The organism is Pseudoalteromonas sp. Ld20, assembly GCF_045064175.1.
GTDB lineage: Bacteria > Pseudomonadota > Gammaproteobacteria > Enterobacterales > Alteromonadaceae > Pseudoalteromonas > Pseudoalteromonas neustonica.
In genome coordinates this window covers 184,561-203,729 of record NZ_JBISHB010000035.1, presented here as the reverse complement: position 1 = coordinate 203,729, position 19,169 = coordinate 184,561, and the positions used below count along the sequence as shown (strand labels likewise).

General features: G+C 38.5%; 20 protein-coding genes. 7 read left to right on the top strand and 13 right to left on the bottom strand.

Features of this window, described 5'->3' with window-relative positions; translation table 11 throughout:
* Positions 1 to 21: 21 nt before the first annotated feature.
* The 3 genes from ACJJVX_RS12545 to ACJJVX_RS12535 all read right to left on the bottom strand — a co-directional run bounded on the left by ACJJVX_RS12545 (position 22) and on the right by ACJJVX_RS12535 (position 4,102).
* Complete coding sequence (locus ACJJVX_RS12545) at positions 22 to 2,172, bottom strand: pre-peptidase C-terminal domain-containing protein (protein WP_064435887.1); 2,151 nt, start codon at positions 2,170 to 2,172, stop codon at positions 22 to 24.
* 497 nt (positions 2,173 to 2,669) lie between these two features.
* Entirely contained in the window at positions 2,670 to 3,188 is a 519-nt protein-coding gene (locus ACJJVX_RS12540; RefSeq protein WP_152960638.1) for a hypothetical protein, read from the bottom strand.
* A gap of 125 nt (positions 3,189 to 3,313) precedes the next feature.
* Positions 3,314 to 4,102, bottom strand: a complete 789-nt coding sequence (locus ACJJVX_RS12535) for a M48 family metallopeptidase (protein ID WP_054206225.1) — start codon at positions 4,100 to 4,102, stop codon at positions 3,314 to 3,316.
* 193 nt (positions 4,103 to 4,295) lie between these two features.
* Between ACJJVX_RS12535 and ACJJVX_RS12530 the strand changes: the two genes are divergently transcribed.
* On the top strand, positions 4,296 to 5,498 hold the full coding sequence (locus tag ACJJVX_RS12530) for a Bcr/CflA family efflux MFS transporter (RefSeq protein WP_054206224.1): 1,203 nt from the start codon (positions 4,296 to 4,298) through the stop codon (positions 5,496 to 5,498).
* A 33-nt stretch (positions 5,499 to 5,531) separates the two neighbouring features.
* Here the strand turns inward: ACJJVX_RS12530 and grpE are convergent, their stop codons facing one another.
* The gene (gene grpE, locus ACJJVX_RS12525) at positions 5,532 to 6,140 is read right to left on the bottom strand and encodes a nucleotide exchange factor GrpE (protein WP_054455452.1); all 609 of its coding nucleotides are present in this window, start codon (positions 6,138 to 6,140) and stop codon (positions 5,532 to 5,534) included.
* A gap of 58 nt (positions 6,141 to 6,198) precedes the next feature.
* On the bottom strand, positions 6,199 to 7,164 hold the full coding sequence (locus ACJJVX_RS12520) for an HrcA family transcriptional regulator (RefSeq protein ID WP_054206222.1): 966 nt from the start codon (positions 7,162 to 7,164) through the stop codon (positions 6,199 to 6,201).
* A gap of 105 nt (positions 7,165 to 7,269) precedes the next feature.
* Here ACJJVX_RS12520 and nadK point away from each other — a divergent pair, with 105 nt between their 5' ends.
* The 5 genes from nadK to ACJJVX_RS12495 all read left to right on the top strand — a co-directional run bounded on the left by nadK (position 7,270) and on the right by ACJJVX_RS12495 (position 11,419).
* Complete coding sequence (gene nadK, locus ACJJVX_RS12515) at positions 7,270 to 8,154, top strand: NAD(+) kinase (protein ID WP_405631715.1); 885 nt, start codon at positions 7,270 to 7,272, stop codon at positions 8,152 to 8,154.
* Positions 8,155 to 8,230: 76 nt separating this feature from the next.
* Entirely contained in the window at positions 8,231 to 8,803 is a 573-nt protein-coding gene (locus ACJJVX_RS12510; protein WP_054455450.1) for a hypothetical protein, read from the top strand.
* A 73-nt stretch (positions 8,804 to 8,876) separates the two neighbouring features.
* On the top strand, positions 8,877 to 10,550 hold the full coding sequence (gene recN / locus ACJJVX_RS12505) for a DNA repair protein RecN (RefSeq protein WP_342883996.1): 1,674 nt from the start codon (positions 8,877 to 8,879) through the stop codon (positions 10,548 to 10,550).
* Between the two features lie 113 nt (positions 10,551 to 10,663).
* Positions 10,664 to 10,996, top strand: a complete 333-nt coding sequence (locus tag ACJJVX_RS12500) for a hypothetical protein (RefSeq protein WP_054206219.1) — start codon at positions 10,664 to 10,666, stop codon at positions 10,994 to 10,996.
* Positions 10,997 to 11,098: 102 nt separating this feature from the next.
* A complete protein-coding gene (locus ACJJVX_RS12495; protein WP_054455445.1) occupies positions 11,099 to 11,419 on the top strand; it encodes a GRAM domain-containing protein in 321 nt (106 codons plus the stop codon).
* Positions 11,420 to 11,769: 350 nt separating this feature from the next.
* On the opposite strand, the gene ACJJVX_RS12490 is transcribed toward ACJJVX_RS12495, so the two are convergent.
* Positions 11,770 to 11,928 (bottom strand): hypothetical protein, encoded by a 159-nt coding sequence (locus ACJJVX_RS12490; RefSeq protein WP_405631698.1) that lies wholly within the window; start codon positions 11,926 to 11,928, stop codon positions 11,770 to 11,772.
* Between the two features lie 176 nt (positions 11,929 to 12,104).
* Positions 12,105 to 12,266: a hypothetical protein gene (locus tag ACJJVX_RS12485; protein ID WP_157601503.1), complete on the bottom strand. Its 162-nt coding sequence runs from the start codon at positions 12,264 to 12,266 to the stop codon at positions 12,105 to 12,107.
* A gap of 401 nt (positions 12,267 to 12,667) precedes the next feature.
* Between ACJJVX_RS12485 and ACJJVX_RS12480 the strand changes: the two genes are divergently transcribed.
* The gene (locus ACJJVX_RS12480) at positions 12,668 to 12,904 is read left to right on the top strand and encodes a hypothetical protein (protein ID WP_054205789.1); all 237 of its coding nucleotides are present in this window, start codon (positions 12,668 to 12,670) and stop codon (positions 12,902 to 12,904) included.
* Positions 12,905 to 13,430: 526 nt separating this feature from the next.
* Here ACJJVX_RS12480 and ACJJVX_RS12475 read toward each other — a convergent pair.
* The 6 genes from ACJJVX_RS12475 to ACJJVX_RS12450 form a co-directional block, all read right to left on the bottom strand.
* Positions 13,431 to 14,240, bottom strand: a complete 810-nt coding sequence (locus ACJJVX_RS12475) for an inositol monophosphatase family protein (protein ID WP_054205788.1) — start codon at positions 14,238 to 14,240, stop codon at positions 13,431 to 13,433.
* Complete coding sequence (locus ACJJVX_RS12470) at positions 14,233 to 15,078, bottom strand: hypothetical protein (RefSeq protein WP_054205787.1); 846 nt, start codon at positions 15,076 to 15,078, stop codon at positions 14,233 to 14,235. Before ACJJVX_RS12470 ends, ACJJVX_RS12475 begins: the two co-directional genes overlap by 8 nt.
* The gene (locus ACJJVX_RS12465; RefSeq protein WP_054205786.1) at positions 15,078 to 15,644 is read right to left on the bottom strand and encodes an NUDIX hydrolase; all 567 of its coding nucleotides are present in this window, start codon (positions 15,642 to 15,644) and stop codon (positions 15,078 to 15,080) included. The genes ACJJVX_RS12470 and ACJJVX_RS12465 overlap by 1 nt, the downstream gene beginning before the upstream one ends.
* Positions 15,645 to 15,669: 25 nt before the next feature.
* On the bottom strand, positions 15,670 to 16,890 hold the full coding sequence (locus tag ACJJVX_RS12460; RefSeq protein WP_054205785.1) for an aminotransferase class III-fold pyridoxal phosphate-dependent enzyme: 1,221 nt from the start codon (positions 16,888 to 16,890) through the stop codon (positions 15,670 to 15,672).
* A gap of 13 nt (positions 16,891 to 16,903) precedes the next feature.
* Positions 16,904 to 17,938, bottom strand: coding sequence for a TauD/TfdA family dioxygenase (locus tag ACJJVX_RS12455; RefSeq protein WP_054205784.1), 1,035 nt, complete (start codon positions 17,936 to 17,938; stop codon positions 16,904 to 16,906).
* Between the two features lie 210 nt (positions 17,939 to 18,148).
* Positions 18,149 to 19,045 (bottom strand): LysR family transcriptional regulator, encoded by an 897-nt coding sequence (locus tag ACJJVX_RS12450; RefSeq protein WP_231659058.1) that lies wholly within the window; start codon positions 19,043 to 19,045, stop codon positions 18,149 to 18,151.
* Positions 19,046 to 19,169: the final 124 nt, after the last annotated feature.

The following is a 19,169-nucleotide window of genomic DNA, read 5'->3' as shown; positions in this document are numbered from 1 at the left end:
ATTGATATAACCCATCAATGGTTATTGCGTATTTGCTGACACTTTCACCCAGTCGTATGCTGATTGACCATACAACCCAATAGCAAGCACCTGTCCTGATGTAACAGGCACTGTGCATGTCTGTGCTGAACCACTCGTTACTGACTTACAATCATAACTAGTCAGACTAACCTCGCCCGCTACTTTTACGTATAAATTAACATCACCTATTTGTCCTGACGTTTCTATCGTTACGCTACTTTTGTTTGCAGGAACTGTATACGTATATTTATTCCATAAACCCGGGTGCCCATAAGCACGTGAGGTAATGATTGAACTTGAGCCATTACCTGATCCTGGTGGAGGCGTAGGTGTCGTTGTAGGCATATCATAATCTGCTAAGATGCTGACATTACTAAAGCTGGCATACCCCTTAAGCATAATATGGTATCGACCTTGGCCAGTATTTAAGCTACATGTTTCATTATTGCCATTTCGATACGGACGGCAATCGTAGCTAGCTGACGTTGGTTTACTGCCTTTTTTAACATATAAATCAACATCACCTGAACCACCTGACGTGGTAACTTTTATGTTCGTTGCTTGAGATGGAATATCGATAAAATAACGTATTTCTGAGCCTTTATTACCGGCTAGATTACTAATCGTCTGCCCTTTGGTTAATTTATTTACTGGAGGCTGAGAGTCGCTGCTGACAATGATTTGTTTTGTAATCGTGTTTGTTTGATTATTGCTATCGCGAATTGATAATGTAACATCGTAATTACCCGCTGCATTATATGTATGTACGGCAGTTACACCATTACTTGTTTGGCCATCGCCAAATTGCCAATCAAAACGGTTTACCGTTCCTGATGAACTTGAGTTTGTTGCATCAAAACTGCATTGCTCAAAATCACATTGATAACTAAAACGTGCAACAGCTGGCGGCGTTGTTCCTGCGTTATCTCCAACGGGTACCACGCCATTGAAAAAAGTAGATACTTGTGGCCAAATTCTACTAATTTTTGCACCTTTATTGTAACAACCGCCCAAGTGGTGCAACGCAATTACCTTATTACTCGATGCTGCGATAACAGGTGAGCCCGAAGACCCTCCTATTGTGTCACAGTAATAGCCCATATCTGTGTTAGTGCCTCGGCCATTCACTGAGGCATTATTTATTTGGCATAATCCGTTAGTATCGCGATCAGATTCTATAGCGAGCTCTTTAGGGTTTCCGGCACCATGTTGAGGTATATATATTCGTTCGCCATTAATACCGCTGCGAACATCAAGGCCCAAATGCCCAAACTGGGTTATTGAAGAAAAGTTGTTAACACTAAATAAGGTGTAATCAAGCATGACGTCCGTTTTTAAAAAGTCTTTTCCTGACACTTTAACAACCGACTCCCGAATCGTCCCATTGCAACTTTTATGTTGATAATTAAACCACACTTCAGTTGATGCAAGTTCAGCGGCGGTTTCGACGCAGTGGTTATTAGTAAACATTTTATTGTCACTACCTACTCGCCAGCCCGTGCATAAACTACGCCCACCTATAACAAGGCGTGCAATAGGTCGGCTTCGCTCGAATTCTGTTGGGTGAGTATTAGCCCAACACTGAACATCTTGACGTTCATTTACGCCACAGGTTGATGATGGCGCTACGTCACTCAAATCGTACTGAGCTGTGTGGCTTTCTGTACCATAAAAATAGTTATCTATATGGCCAAACTCTGTCAATGAAGTAGCATCAAGGGGATCTGGATAATACTCTATGATAGCGCTGTCATTTGAGACCGACATAGACGAAAAAGAATGGATACCATCATCACCTTCACGTGAATCAAAAGTAGCAAATCGCATATTACTTGCGGTGTATTCGTATCGTTCAGAATTATCTGCATTTCTCACGACCAGTTTAGCATTGCCTTGTAAGTGTAAATCTTTAAAGTGCACTTTTATAAAATCGGCCCCAGGGTGGCTTACTTCATGGCTTATAACCACAACCCCGTCTGCCATAGTTTTATATTGATTGGAAAAACTTAAATCAATATCAGCGCTCTCACCTATTGTGCTTTTTCTTGCTTCACTGGTGTATTGTAGTATTTGTAGTTCATTCACCTCTGCCTGACTATACTGGCTACAAAGTGCGGCGGCTAACAAAGGGATACATTGACGTAACTTCATCTTCATTCCTGCTTTTTAATTGTTGTAATAATATTTATTAAGTTAAAACGAAAAGCACCTAAAAGGTACACGCTAAACTTAGAGCGTATTACAAACAAAACAAGTTTATGATTAAATTAAAGCCCCCCAACAATTACTGCGTTAAATGAAATAGAAAAAGTTATAATGATCCATACTAAATTTGCAACCCCCCTTTTTTATAGACTGCTTTATAAAGGCTTTACATTATAATTTGCAAACACCCCACTGTAAGCAAAAGGTTAATAGTGAGTTTCAAATTGTAAATTTATACATACAGCTATGCACATATCTAATCACAGAAAAACTCACTAGAAGTACCTGTATTTAGTGCAAACTAAAGTATTTAAAGGCAAATTAAATATTTAAGAGGGTAAATTACATTAAATTAGTGAGCTGTAATAACGATAAGGAAATAACTCATTTACTGAATTACCTCCTTTGACAAGATAATCACGTTTTTAATAATATTAAGCGATTTAATTGTAATTCTGTTTTGCAGCCCATTTTGAAATGTAGCGGCCACCTGCTAAGGCTATTTTTTCAAGTCGATCACATGCTCCAAACGCTGCACCTGAGCCAATTTCTTTACTAATAGTGGCGACAACCTGATCATTTTTGAGTATTTCAGCTTTAACCGTTGCCGACGAACTAGGCCTTAAAGATGGAAATACCCATCTGTGCGCATTTACGTTTGTGTACGTTGCTTTTAGCACAAATTCTGTTTGAGCGACTCCAGCTATTCTTTCTTTAACGACTAAAGGATACCTTTGTGATGATTTTAAAATAGCAGTCGTTAAACGCTCTAACATCAAACACTCCACTTTTACTTTCGCACCTGCTGTATCAGAAGCAAAATCAACAGTGTCTAGCGTAAGCGAAATAGCCTTATTGTTTTGTTCTACGGGGTTAGACGGGTTAGTCTGTTGTTTTGGGCTGCTATTACATGCACACAAGAGTACACTCGCGACTGTAATAAATGCCATGTTCTTTTTCATTGTTAACTCGCTATTTTTATTATTCCATTGATGATAAGCCGTAATCAAAACGTCCCCGTTATAAGCATTTCGGTGTCTTTTGATTTTAAAAAAGCCTGTAAATATTGATTCACAGGCTTGTTATATTACAGGTTACACTGCGGGTTTTTACCCGCTACTTTTTGCTCGTTCAATGCACCAGGCATTTTATTTTGCAGCTCTTTAATACGATTACTCGGTGATGGATGAGTTGACATAAACTCAGGTGTATTGCCACTGCCTGCTTGGCTCATATTTTGCCAAAGTGTCACGGACTCCTGAGGGTTAAAGCCCGCTTTCGCCATTAAATCTAAACCGATTACATCAGCTTCTGATTCGTGTGAGCGACTAAATGGTAAAATTACGCCATACTGCGCACCTAAGCCTAATGCCTGCATAATTTCGCCACGATATTGTACATTACCCATATCAAGTGCAGCGCCGCCAACTTGCATACCGGTTTGGAGCAATGCACTTTGTGAAACACGTTCATTAGAATGCTCTGCAATTACATGGCCTACTTCATGGCCTATTACTGTTGCTAATTGATGTTGGTTCTTCGCAACTTTTAATAACCCCGTATGCACGCCAATGTAACCACCTGGTAATGCAAATGCATTCGCTGAATCATCTTCAAATACAACAACTTCCCAAGCCTGAGTTGCATATTGCTGTGGTAAAACAGCAATGACATCATCAGCAATACACTTCACATACGCGTTAACTCTTGGGTCATTATTTATTTTTTGATTCTTTTTCATATCAACAAAACTTTGCTGACCCATCTGGCTCATTTGCTGATCTGAGTAAAGTGCAATTTGCGTGCGCCCTGTCGGCGATGTTTTACAACCGGCAAGTACCGCTGTTGCAAGGATTGCTATAACTAATTTTTTCATTGTATTTCCAAAAATCACAATTTGATTCCCTATAGAATAACAAACCAATTATCAATTTAACATCATCATAAGTTCTATAAAAAGGAACATATGTTACACCGATGTTAAAGGCAATCAATATCAGCCAAACTAAGTACACAAGGGTGTTCGGCACTGCTACAATGCGCTTCTTTTTCAGATGGATGGATTCGTGATGCAAGCCTCAGCTGCCTATTTAAATAAACGTATTCTACTTCCCTTATTAGCAAGTATTGTTGCCATCACTCCACTGGCTATTGATATGTATTTACCAGCAATGTTAGTCATTGCTAACGATCTAAATACCACAATGCCAAATGTACAAATATCTTTGAGCCTATATTTAGCCGGTTATGCGCTTGGGATGCTATTTTTTGGCCCTATAGCGGATCAAATTGGACGCAGAGTACTTGCAAAAGTCGGGTTGGCTTTATTTGGTGCCAGTTCGTTAGCGCTGGCATTTTGCAGTGACATTCATCTATTTTGGTTTTTAAGAATCGTACAAGCTTTTACCGGCGCTGCTGCTACCGTGGTTGTGCCCGGGATCATTCGCCATATTTACCAAAAAGATACCGCAAAAGGAATGTCTTACGTATCAATGATTATGATGGTTGCGCCATTAGTCGCCCCCACTGTTGGATCATTAATTTTAGGGCTTTCTCACTGGCAAACCATCTTTTTAGTTCTAGCCAGCTACAGCTTTACCATATTAGCTTTAGTGCAAATTTATTTAATTGATATCCCTATTTTCAAAAGTCCCTTAAAAGGTTTTGCGTTATTTTTTGATAGCTATAAAACAGTTTTTAAAAATAAAGATACCCGCGCTGATATAGCAAGCTCAATGTTTGTGTCTTTCGGTTTCTTTTGCTTTCTAACAGCGGTGCCTTTTGTGTACCTCGACTACTTCAAAGTATCAGAACAACTTTTTGGGCTACTCTTCGCTTTTAATGTGATGGCATTAATGGTGGGTAATTTTTTAAACACCCGACTAGTGCCGCGTATAGGCTCACGAAAAATGCTCTACTACGGATTAACGGTAGGCTTTATCTCAGGCGGCGCATTACTCACCTTTAGTATTTTACATTTATCGTTGTATTTTATTGTAGCCGCAATTGCACCTTTGATGATGAGCTTAGGTGTTACAGCAAGTAACGCAGATGCGCTAATATTAATGGAATTTGAAGAAAAATCTGGTACAGCAACGGCTGTCATCGGTACGCTTAGATTTGGCAGTGGCGCATTAGTGGGCCCCATACTCGCGCTTATGCATGCGCAAAGTGCGGTCCCCTTCTCAAGTTTAATGTTTAGCGCACTGGTACTTACTTTAATTGCCCAGCTTTGGCATCGAGCTCGAAACAAAAAAAATGCCCGTTTATAACGGGCATTTTTATTTTGTTACTTTAAGCATTGCTTAGTCAGCAGCTTTAGATACCATTACCATTGCAGGGCGTAATAAACGACCATTTAATGTATAACCTTTTTGCATAACAGCTAAAACAGTATTAGGTGTTACATCATTACTCGGTTGAATAGACATGGCTTGATGAAACTCAGGGTTGAACTGCTCACCCTGTGGGTTAACAATTTCAACACCAAACTTTGCAACCGCATCATTAAAGCTCTTAACTGTCATATCAATACCTTCAAGCAATGGCTTTAAGGTTTCGTTCTCTTTATCGGAAAACTCAATAGCACGCTCTAAGTTATCAATAACAGGTAATAATTCGTTAGCGAACTTTTCAAGTGCAAACTTATGTGCTTTTTCTACATCTTGTGCAGCACGACGACGAATATTGTCAACATCTGCAGCAGCGCGAACTACACCATCTTTTTGATCAGCGATTGTTTGCTTAGCATCTTCAAGCTCTGCATACAGCATAGCAATTTCAGCTTCAGGGCTTACTTCTTCGCCCTCATGTGCATCGGCAGCTTCTACAGCGGCTTCAACTTCTGCTTTCATCTGCTCTAGCTCTTCGTTTAGTTCAACTTCTTGCTCTGGTGATTTTGTCTGCTCAGACATAGTTTAAATGCTCCAATTCTTTTCAATTGCGGTAATTATGGGGATTGAATCAAAAGATTCAAGAGTCAGGTGACTCGATTAATTTAAATTCTTGGATGATTGCTTCAATTTGCGCCGATTTAGGGCAAATTACACAAAAACGACTTTGGTATTCATGATTTTGAAAATACGGCACACTTATCACCATTAACTCATCGCAATCAGTAAAAGGCAATTGCGCTGTATTTAAAACCGACACGCCATTTTTGAACGCTAATTTATCTTCTACAAAGTTCAAAAATGAGACACCGATATTTAAACTTTGTTCGCAATCAATTTGACGATATAAATAATTTTCGCCCACAACAATACTGTTGTCTGAGCCTAACTTTTGGCTTAATTCACGTGTCCATTGATTTAATGAATCATGACAGTTTCGTGGTGCGGTATTCGCCATTGCTTGCATTCGATACAATCCTTCCATCAACGTTTGTTGACTAAAAACTGTATTTAACCACGTAGCAAATTGGTAGCGTATTGTATCTGACGCGTCATCTGGCTTATGAATACAAATATTATGGCTTTGCCCTGCCCGATCAAGCAACAAAATAAGCCAGTCATTACCATCAAAGTCTAGCACTTCAACCCTAAACACTTGTTGCGAACTAACCTGTGGTAATCCAACGCAACAACACACTTGATAGCGCTGACTAATACCATGCGCCATTTCGACTAGTTGCGCCTGTGCTGGTTGCCAATACTGAGCAATTTCAGTCAATGGGAAAAACTCATTCAACCAATAATCGAACCCGGCATTGGTAGGCACGCGCCCAGCGGAAGTGTGCGGTGAGTACAACAGGCCTATCTTTTCAAGACGCGACATGGCATTTCTCACTGTCGCAGAACACACAGCCATGCCTTTTTGTTTAGCAATACGGCTAGACGCCACAGGCTGCCCTTCACCATTACAGTAAAGGCTCATTACCGCTGAAAATATTTGTTGATCTCGGGGATTTAAATTCATAATTTCTACATCTTGCTGCATACAAGGTATATCGGGGCAAAGAGAAGTTATTTCAAGGCACCGATGTTTTCAAAGCGATCATTTTTGAGTTACTCTAGTAATATTATAACTATTTGCGTAAACATCATGGAATCACCGTTTAAAACCATAGGCTTAATTGGAAAAGCAAATCACGATGGCGCAGCTGCAACATTACAGCGACTTTATACATTTTTAAACGCACTTGGCTTTAATGTTATTGTGGAGCAACGTACAGGGCATCAACTAGCTGGCGTTCCAAAAGAAAAACTCGTTAAATTGATCGAACTTGGCGAGCAAGCAGATTTAGCGATTGTTGTTGGCGGTGATGGAAATATGCTTGGTGCCGCGAGAGTGTTAGCACGCTTTGATGTGGCTGTAATTGGCGTTAACCGGGGTAATTTGGGCTTTTTGACCGATTTGAATCCGCAAGAGTTTGAACCAAGTTTAGAGCAAGTATTAAGCGGCCAATATATTGAAGAAAAACGCTTTTTATTAGAAGTTGAAGTATACCGCCATGGTGAACTCAAAAGCGCTAATTCAGCAGTCAATGAAGCGGTACTGCATGCCGATAAAGTCGCCCATATGATTGAGTTTGAAGCCTTCATTAATAACGACTTTGTGTTTTCGCAGCGCTCAGATGGCCTTATTGTATCTACGCCAACAGGATCGACCGCCTACTCTCTTTCTGGTGGTGGCCCAATATTAACCCCTGAGCTCAATGCAATGTCACTGGTGCCAATGTTTCCGCATACACTATCAAGTCGCCCTTTAGCTGTTGACGCTGATAATGAAGTGCGTTTAAAACTCAGTTTAGAAAATACGGATAGCTTACAAGTTAGTTGTGATAGCCATGTTGTATTAGCTGTTTTACCCGGTGACGAAGTGGTTATTAAAAAAGCAGACAAAAAACTACGTCTTATTCACCCTAAAGATTACTCTTATTACCACGTACTGCGCACCAAATTAAATTGGGGTAGTCGTTTGTATTAACACTATTGCGGTTTCCCATACTTTATTGCAAAATAGCTAAAATTAATTTAATACCCATATTAGGGAATTCGACACAATGACTTACGTTGTATTTTTTGCCATATTATTACTTATCACCCTGCTTGGCAGTTATTTGGTGATTGAGAATAACCGTCGAAAAGCGGTCGAAGCGAAAAAAAAGTTATTTAATGCACGCGTCACAGAAGTGACAAACAATTTGAAAGCAAAGCTCAATGAGTTTAGTGACGCAAAAATACTACGCCCAAAATATATCGCACGCACTCAAGTTATCGCCAGTAATTTTTTTGTTGTACAGCCACACACTGATGAAAATTTATTGTACCTAGAAGGAATTATAGAGTCATTAATAAGCACCATAAGCAGTGAACTTGCAAAAACCTATGTGACTGGTGAGCGTGACGCATTAGCCGAAAAGTTAGATTACTTTGTTGCAGACTTACCCCAAACTGGTATTGCTTATAACCATGGGTTTTATCGTGAAATACTTCCCTCCCTGATCAAAATATTACAATCTCCTGAGCTGCAAAATAATGATAACGAAGACTATTCAAACGCAACAGAACAAACTGAAATTACACCTCCTATTTCACCTCCTAAAATAGACACACAAGAAATAAACTTAGCTTAATAATAAAAATTTATTTGCAAAAACCCAAAACACTGTATAAATTAACAGTTAATTGACTGGATGGATAAACAGTATGTTAATTGGGTTAGAAATTAAAAATTTTGCGATTGTAAGTAATTTAAGCACTGAATGGCACAGTGGCATGACCGCTATAACTGGTGAAACAGGTGCCGGCAAGTCTATCGCTATTGATGCGTTATCACTGTGTTTAGGTGAACGTGCTGAAGCCTCAGCCGTTCGTCCTGGCACTGAACGCGCTGAAGTTTGTGCCGCGTTTGATTTGACCTCACTGCCCTTCGCTAAGCAATTTTTAGAGCAAAACTTACTCTCTAATGATGAGCAAGAATGCCTACTACGACGTGTAGTGTGCAAAAACGGGCGAAGCAAAAGTTACATTAATGGCAGCCCTGTCACCGCAGCACAACTTAAAGAGCTCGGTCAGCATTTAATTTCTATTCACGGGCAACATGCTCATCAGCATCTGCTAAAAAGCGAACATCAGTTACAGCTACTTGACGCCTACGCGGGACACCATACATTAGTGGGTACTGTACGTACGCACTATCGTAATTATCATAATTTACAAAAAGAATTTACGGTTCTTGAACAAGCACAATTACAGCAAGCTGCACAAAAACAACTACTTGAATACCAAGTGGCTGAGCTAGATGAATTTGCTTTACAAGAAAATGAATTTACACAAATTGAAGCCGAACATTATAAGCTCAGCCATAGCCAAACCATCATCGACGCGTGCCAACGTGAATTGCAAAGCTTGTATGAAAATGAAGAACAAAATGCATGCTCACTACTGCAACACAGTGCACAGCAATTTGCTGAACTTGCTAGTTTTGACGAAAGCTTATCAGGTGTTGCCGCATTACTTGAAGAGGCAGCAGTACAAGTTGAAGAAGCCAGCCGTGAAATTCGCAACTATGGCGAGCAAACAGATCTTGATCCAGCCCGCCTTGATGAAGTAGAAGCACGCCTAGCAGGCATAATGGACCTTGCGCGTAAACATCATATAAAACCTGAGCAATTGGTTGAGTTTCACCAAAATATAACGCAAGAGCTTGAGTCAATAAGCAACAACTCTACCCGATTAGCTCAGCTAGAAAGCGAAATAGCCAACGCATTTGACGCATACCAACTTGCAGCACAAAATTTAAGTGACAGCCGATTTATTTCTGCACAAACATTAAATGAATTGATCAGTGCAAGTATGGCGCATTTATCAATGGAAAATGGCGTATTTGAAATTGCGTTATCACCGCAACCAGACAAAGCCCCTAACAATCTAGGGTTTGATAATGTCTCGTTTTTAGTGTCAACCAACCCAGGGCAACCATTACAACCATTATCAAAAGTTGCCTCTGGTGGTGAATTATCACGTATTAGCTTAGCTATTCAAGTGATCATTGCACAAAAAGTAGTAACGCCAACACTTATTTTCGATGAAGTTGACGTAGGTATTTCAGGCCCCACAGCATCAGCAGTTGGTAAGCTTTTACGACAACTAGGCAAATCTACTCAGGTAATTTGTGTCACTCACTTACCGCAAGTGGCCAGCTCTGGGCATCAACAGTTTTTTGTAGCGAAAGAAATTGCAAATGGAGAAACCTATACGTCCATGCTTCCACTGAATAAACATGGCCGAATTGATGAGATAGCGCGCCTACTTGGTGGCGATAACATTAGTAAAACCGCCAAAGCTAACGCCAAAGAGCTTATAATGGCGCACGCTTAATGACTATTTAGCTTAACGTTTAAAAACGTTTTAGCTAAAAAAATATATAAACATAGCTTTGTATGGCTGTACTGCAAAGCGACTATAACCACAAAATAAAGACACGACACATAATGATAACAACACACACCTTGCAACCATTATTAATGGCAGCGTTTAGCTGTATATTATTAACCCCATTAGCGAGTACATTACTTTTAGTATTTAGCCGCTGGAAGCATCTGCAATTTAAAATAATGTTACAGCGTTATTTACATGCATCACTTATTTTTATGCTTATCCTCGCATGGTTTATCGAATTATATTTACCAACGAGGGCTGCTAACCGCATAGAGCTATTACTTACTCTTTGTGCATTAGCCATGCAAATGGCGTTAGTCGTTTATGCTTTTTTAAAAGTAAATAAGCAGAAAAAACAACACCACAGAGCAAAAAACTTTTTGTAAGTGCTTATTTTAAAATACAAATAAAAACAATTAATTTACATAATTGACACATCTAATTGTGCAACTTACACTGAATAAAATAAAAAATCGATGGAATGAATAATGAAAGCAGCACAATCCAAACTCACACAGCTCAAACGCTGTTATGCAACATTACAACTGGGTGTTGCTAAAGCAGATGGTCGTTTAACACTCACTGATAACCTACTGCATTTTGAAGCCCTAAATAAACAACTTAATTTAGGCAGTTATGCCATCAAACTTAATAATATTTCCCGCGTTGAGAAATGTTCAGGTAAAGCTGGCGGTTTAATCCCCATAACCACCGCGGGAATCAAAATAACCACCAAAGAGAACCACCACTTAGAGTTTATTTTAGCCGAACCCGATGAGTGGCTTAATTGCTTGCAAGCTAGTCATTAAATTGGGAAGAAAAAGAGCCTAGCTGCTAGATTCTGGGCGCTAGGGCGTGTTGACCTTTGTGGATTGAAATTTGTTCAATCTAGGGGAAATTTAATCGCGGCGCGAGGTTTGTAACCTAGTGGGCTAAGTAAAAACCGAGCAACAAAGAGTTAATTGTCCCTAGAAAGAACCCGGAGGGCAGCGCATGTTTGGCATTTATGCTGCGTTATCGCCTATTAATGGGGAATAACCACACTACATAGGCTCTGCCTTGCCTAAAAACCAAACATACAGCTGCAAAATCAATCACGAAAGGTCAACACGCCCTAGAGCACCGATCAGTATACATTCTAACCAGATCGACATTTGCTTCAATTCATGATCAAATAGCGTGTCTTAGCTAACGTAGTCATATCATGAAATATAATCGCCATTGGCAATGCCCTGAAGCATTCATTCGAGGTATTATTCACAGTCGAACGCTGTTCATCACTATCACAACACGGTGATCTATGTGAATTTAAGTTCATTTGTAGTATCTCCTCTGGTTAAGATGTTCAGGCCTTCACCGTGTCCCCTCCATTACGATGGGCGTTTGGCTACTCGGCAACTGCTCCTGCGTTGCTCTACCTTCTGCATCCATGCAGTCGTATGCCATCTGCTGACTTCTGATAAATCACTCTAGCGATTACTCGATAAAGCGCGTCTAAACTAACGCTTGTTTACTGCTATTTCGCTCGCTGTAGGTCGCAGCAACCAGAGCGCCAAGGGTTGAACAACCAGTCCCTAACTGGTAATCTCCAAGCGTTAGCGCGGATGCGTGTTTATCAGATCTCCCCCCCTTTTTACCAATAAAGAGCAGGTGCATTGACTTTCTCTGCACAACTGCATCATTTACGGTGGCGGTTAGATCACATGACTTCGCTATCTTGTGCTAGCTCGTCTCCAGCCTACGCCTCATATGATGTTTTTGTTCATCAGCTCGCACTTATTTTTATAAAGAATGCTAGCGGCTTCCTCCAGACTATCTCTCACGATTTAGCCCTTGCCATTTGCGAGTGTCTATCGTTTAATAACAGTATGTTATTTAAACGGTGATCTTCCTACAGAGGACTTTCACCTCATAAGTCAATGCCCATGTCGGGCGTACACAAGGCAATTAAGTCGGATTCGTAACAGTTTGCTCGGTTCCACTTCGTTTCACATTTTAGCAAGCTATTACTCACCGCTTATGGCGGCGGTTAGGTGTTTCTCAGGTTTGGAGTTCAAATGGGATTTAAGTTTTGGTTCGTTAGAGCATTAAAAGTATTTCTTGCAGTAGCAGCCTTACTTTTTATAGTTGAGTTGCTTAAACAGCATTCAGTTCAAGAAGCATTAATTTTTGCTTGTACTTGGTCTTTAATTACAACAACAGTGTTTATATGTTCAAGATTATATCAATCACGTAAAGGTGTAGAGTGTGCTTTATGTAATGATATTCCAGACAAAAGTGATAAAAACACCTAACAAGCGCCTTAGCTCCGACAATGTTAAGTTGTCATGGCTTTGGCAAACAACGCAAAAAGCCATGCCAACACATTGCGTGTTAGGCGGGCGTTGTGGCTGTAGAATTACTCTTTTTTAAGAAAAACAGCCTGTTTTATGGGTTCCAAATGCATTACCTAATGCTTTAAAAACGCTTAGAGTTAATCACAGGAGCTCGTTTTTTAATTGAATTTGGCTGTTAGAGTTATTCTACAGCCTCGTTGTGGCTGTAGAATTACTCTTTTTTAAGAAAAACAGCCAGTTTTGTGGGTCCTAAATGCATTGCCTAGTGCTTTAAAAACGCTTAGAGTTAATTGTAGGAGCTCGTTTTTTAATTGAATTTGGCTGTTAGAGTTATTTTACAGCCTCGTTACTAAACTTTACAAGAATCTGCTCCATATCAACTTGTAGTGCAGTAATCTGTGTACTCCAATGATTATTTATACTTTTGCAGGCTCCAATTATTTATTACATGGAATGACCTGCGGACTTATTATGTCTAAGCTATTTAACGCGCCAATGGCTTTATTTTTTCGACAATCTCCAGAGCTAGTTCTTCTGATGATGCAGATAATAAAGTTTCGCTGAATATTAGGTTATTAGTACAACCGTGTAAATTCATTACCACTGAACCAGACTCTCTTAGACAAATGATTAGTGCTGCACTATCCCAAGGCTTCATTATAGTATCTATCGCCGCATCAACTTGACCTAGAATTACTTGTACATGCTGTATGCAATCACCTGTAAATTTGAATAACTTTGCATCCTTAAATATTCTTTGCAATTCCCATGGGGTAGAGCCATTTTCTAACCAAGTTGAGGTCCCATGTATCCCAGACGCTGAAATAGTTGCATCTTTAATATGATTGACTACAGAGGACTCTGTAGGTACTTTTTCACTTTTATCATATTCTTCAACAAAGCACCCACCTCCTTCGAATGCATAACAGACCTTGTTAATACCTGGTAGGCTAATACAACCTATAACTGGTTCTCCATTTTTAATAAGGCTTATAAGCGAACCATAAACGGGTATACCCATTTTATACCAAGCAGTACCATCAATTGGATCGATCAGCCAATAAGTATCCTCTGATTCAACCCCTTCAGAGCCAAGTTCTTCACCATAAACTGGCGTGTTGGGATCAATTGATTTTAAATTTAGGCTTATAAACTTTTCAACACTAATATCAACTTCACTTACGTATGAGCTATCATTTTTAAGAGAGAATTTAGCATTTTTTTTAGATGCTTCAATCATATTAGATGCATCTTTTGCTATTTTAAGAACTTTAAACATTAGGTCTTCATACATGATTTTTAGCCTTTGTGCTGAATAAATATAAATTATATGAAATTAATACAAATATTAATGCTGAGTACGATATAAATGTATGTCCTTCGATGCTTTGATTATATAAAACTATACCTATTGATATTCCAAGAACAGGTGAGAGTAATTGGTATATTGAAAGTATGTCAAAGCTAACCACCTTAGTTGAACTTACAAACAATAATAGAGGAAGCACAGTAAGTATCCCTAGAATTGACAAGTATAAAATTTCAATTAACTCCCAATCTGAAATAAGCGCAAAATTAACAAATGGAAGTATAATTATTCCGATAGGAAGCATTAAGCTAGTTTCATAGAATAATGCTTTTACAGGCTCTAAGTTATACTTAGAGTGCCAAAGTATGTAGGCCGCAAATGGTGCTGCTATAGCAAACCCTATAATCGGGAAAACGCCTTTGAGATAGCACTCGAATGCAACAATCGCCAAGCATAATAATATACAAATAATTGAACTTCTATGAGCAACGCTACTCAACATATGCCCAACAGTAAGGAGAAGTACTGGTAATATTAAGTATGCAAAACTTGCTTCGATAACATAGCCAGCTTTAACTGCAACCGCATACCCTCCCCAATTAATTGTCAATAAACACGCCGGTACAATACTGAGTTTTAGCTCTAAAAACGAAAATACATTTCTTTTGCTTATTAATAAGAATAATAAGACGACTAGAAAGGTAGAAATCATCTGAACAGACAGTAAAATTAAGGGGGGGTACTTGCCAATAAAATAAAAGTATATCGGCAAAGACCCCCAAATCACGTTAGCAATAATTGCTTTCAAGTGACCTTTGAACATCAGTAGGCGCACTCAATGCAATAAGTTTTATCTACCATTCTGTGTATAGCTTCGTCATCAGTTAAAGCTTTGACTTCCGTTAAGGGAACCCACTTTAAATTTTTTGATTCTTGACTGATTTTTACTTTGGCATCTTCAGGAGCTACGATATAGCAAGTCACATCAAAGTGTGGATGACTTTTAATACCTTTGTATTCTGGAATTTCATGTATATCTAAATCAATTATGAAAGAACCATCCAGTGTCAAACCAACGATACCGCTTTCCTCAATAGCTTCACGCAAACAAGCATTTAAAAAACTACTATCTTCTTCTTCTATATGGCCCCCTAACTGAAACCACTTACCTAATTTAGCATGCTCGGTTAGTAAAACAGATTTCCCGTCATGAGATACAATCCAAGCAGATGCTGTAAAATGGCCAGCTGTATTAGTTAGATATATTGGGTTTTCGTTAGCTCTTAAAAAATTAAGCATTTTCTGCTTATACTGAATTTCAACCGAACCTTCAGAGGAATAATTTGAAAGTATTTCTTCAAGGTCATTTTTAACATTTAATGAGTTCATCGTGTTAATCCAACAAATAATTTAATTAAAGGGTGCTTTTCCAGCTTGATAACGCTGAGTGCAATTTACTTTCTAATAATTCAAAATCAATTGATTCATGAGCCAAGCAAATGAATGAATTATGCCCCTGCAAAACAAATACACCATTTGTTATGAACTCCTTTTTTAAGAGTTCTCTTGACGTGTAATTATTTATCATCGAGTCTGAAAATTTAAGGTCAAATAAAGTATTGTCTAATAGTGGGACAGCTTTTAAGTATTCATTTGTCCCTGAAAGTTGAATAGCTTTGTTAAAAGTATCAACTACCTTTTGGCAAGCGTCTTTAATTCTTACATAGCCGTTCCGCTCTTGCATAATGTTAGCAACTATAATCCCTGCACTTGCCGAAAGAGTTTCCTTTGTATGAGTGCCACCAATTCTTGCTTCACGGTATATCTGCAATTGCTCTGGTTGACCCATTAGGATTGATAAAGGAAGACCGTTTCCTATCGCTTTCCCTAAGACAATATAGTCAGCTTCAAACTTTGATGTATCAATATAGCCACCAGCGCTCCCTCTACCTGCAGTTTTTGTTTCGTCTATTATAATTTTAATCCCATATTTTGAAGCAAGTTTAAGGGCCTTACTAAATGTTTCTAAGGGAATAAATGCTAACTGGTAGACATCAATAGCAAATGCGGCAGCTTGTGAACCGTGTATACTTAAAAGCGATTCTAAGTAATCCAAGTCCCCATCTAACCAATTAAATACTTGCTCTGAATCATCAATACCGCGCATTCCAGTTTTGAACCGTGTTTGTATACGCTTGTCACTACCAGGCCATTCATGCCAACTAGGTGTCTTTGCAAGTTGTGTGTCATGCCATCCCAAAAAACCACACCGGATTATTTTCTTTCGTCCTGTTTCGATCATAGCGCAACGTATAGCTGCAGTGACCGCCTCTGAACCTGTTTTAAAAATTGAGACAACCTTATGTGACTTGTACACACTTTCATATACGCTTGCTAACTGTGTATGTACTTCTGAAAAGCCTGGATAAGAAAGCCCTTTTTTCAACTCTGATGTAATTTTAGAGATAAATTCAGGGTCTGAATGACCCAATATTACTGGTCCCAAACCTAAAACAAAGTCCGTATATTCTTTGTTATTTTGGTCAAATATAGAACTTTCTGAACCGTGACTAAATAATATAGGCTCATTTTTAGCATCAAAGTATCTATCACTTCCGACTAAAGGGGATAACATATTTAATTTCCTTTTATAGAGTAGCTACATGTTGTAAATGTTCTTTTTTAGGTAGTTTTTTCCAGCCATCATGACTAAACCCATACATTCTTATTAACCAACGATCATTTCCATCGTAAAATGAGTCATTTTTCAAATCGTCTCTGCCGTGTAATAATGTTCGGTTGTTTAGAATCAGCACTTGCCCAGGCTCAACAACGAGCCTATCTACGTTATTTGCATCATCTAGATATTCTTTTAAGCGTTTCAATGCATTTTTAGCTCGTATAGTGTCACCTTTGAGTTTTGAATAGCTGAATCGAATGCTCAGACGGTCTCCGTATTGGGAAATTACACTAACTCCCTCTAAGTTATGTTCAACATCGAAACTAGATTGGCTAGTTGTACTAAATTCTGGCCGCATTAAATCTCTTACTACAGAAAATGGTAAGCTTTTCAAAATATCTTCTAAGTACCAAACTCGTGTCGCACATTTAGCTGGGTTTCTAATGCTAGCTAATCCAAAAACATTTGGAGCTATACAATACCCTGCATTGTTCGAGAATATTTCTTCAGGCCATAAACCATTTACAACCTCGGTATGAGGCATCAACTGTTTAGTCGAACGACTTTTATATACTTCATTATTTAGGGCTGGCATAACCATATGAGCTAAACGACCTTTCATTTCGCCTTTATAGCTTGCCACTTTGTGACCAGTTGATGAAATTAGCCCCATGAGGATTGCTGCAGGAATTTTCCACGACTCATTTTCTGGAGGTGTATCATTTATCGGAGTTAATGGCATAAAAGAAGTATCAAAGCAGTTCTTGAATAAAATCCAATCGTAACGCTCATCTTCTTCAAAATTTTCTATTAAAGAAAGGTCTATTTTTTTGTCAATAATTTCATTTCTAATAACTTGTTTAACTAACTCACTAATTACATAAGGCTGAGTTTCTTGATCGTATAAACTCAGCTGTTTTTCTAATTTTTGTTGTAACAAGCTGCAAGATTCAAAATCTATCTCAAGCCCTCTACCGTTAGTATTTTCTTGAATTGGAAACACTATTTAACCTCCTTTTAAACCATACTCTCAAAAAATAAAGCAACTAAATTCACTGCAATTTCTGTATGTTACACAGGTAATTGTGCACAATCTTGCACAACAGATGTTAGGAAAGTGGCGAATGGAGTAAAGTTTAAGCAGGTTGGGTTAATGGATTTAGAAAAGAGTCCTGAGTAAAAATGTTTGAAAATTATAGGATGCCACCCCTATCTATGGTTTTAATAAAGGGGCTAAATCTACTAATGTATCTAAAAAATTCCTAACCCTAGGTGGTGTATTTTCTCTTTTTAGGAATAAAGCTTGTAGCTTAACTTTATGGGTCCAATTAGTTAGACAGGGGATTAATTTACCCTCAGCAATCAAATCAGAGCATGTAAAATCTAAGAGGGTAGTAACTCCCGAGCCGTCTAGTGCAAATGACATGAGCATTTCATCGCTATCGCATATGTGAGAGGCTCCTATGTCTACCAAAAACACATGCCCATTTTCAATAAAGCCCCATTTACTACCAGTTTTACAGTGGCGATAATTTACACACGGTAAATCTCTTAGCTGGTTCGGATGCACAGGATAATCATATTTATCCCAAAATGATTTACTAGCTACAACGTAGGTGTCAAAAGACGTTATAGTGCGACAGATGTAGCTGCTATCTTGTAATTCTCCAAGATGAAGTGCTACATCAACTTTCTCATTTACTAGGTCACAAACATTATTATCTACTAATATTTTTAAAATAACTCCTGGATACTTTTCTTTAAACTTTCTGAGTAGAGTATGAAAGTTTTTATTATCAAGTACAGTGGGAATTTTAATGCATAGACCACCAGCATCATTGTTTGAAAAATTAGATAGGAGTTCATTACTTGACTGAAGTAAATAGTTTAATTCCCGACATTTATCTAATAATTTCTCCCCTTCTTCGCTAAGTGAAAAACTTCTGGTTGTCCTATTAATTAATCTTATCGAATAGATTGATTCAAGCTCATAGATGTGATTAGTTAAAGTACTCCGTGATTGTCGTAAAATACGGGATGCTTTACTAAAGCTACCAAGGTTTGCGACGTGGTAAAATGATTGCATTAAGAGGCTAAGTTTTGGGTTCATTTCAGAATTATTTACGCACATGTTATTATTATCTTTTATGAAAATGTTCGTAACTTAACATAGAATATAAGGTAAGCGTATAGCTAACGACACCTCATAGCTTAGTTCTTAAGGAACATTGATC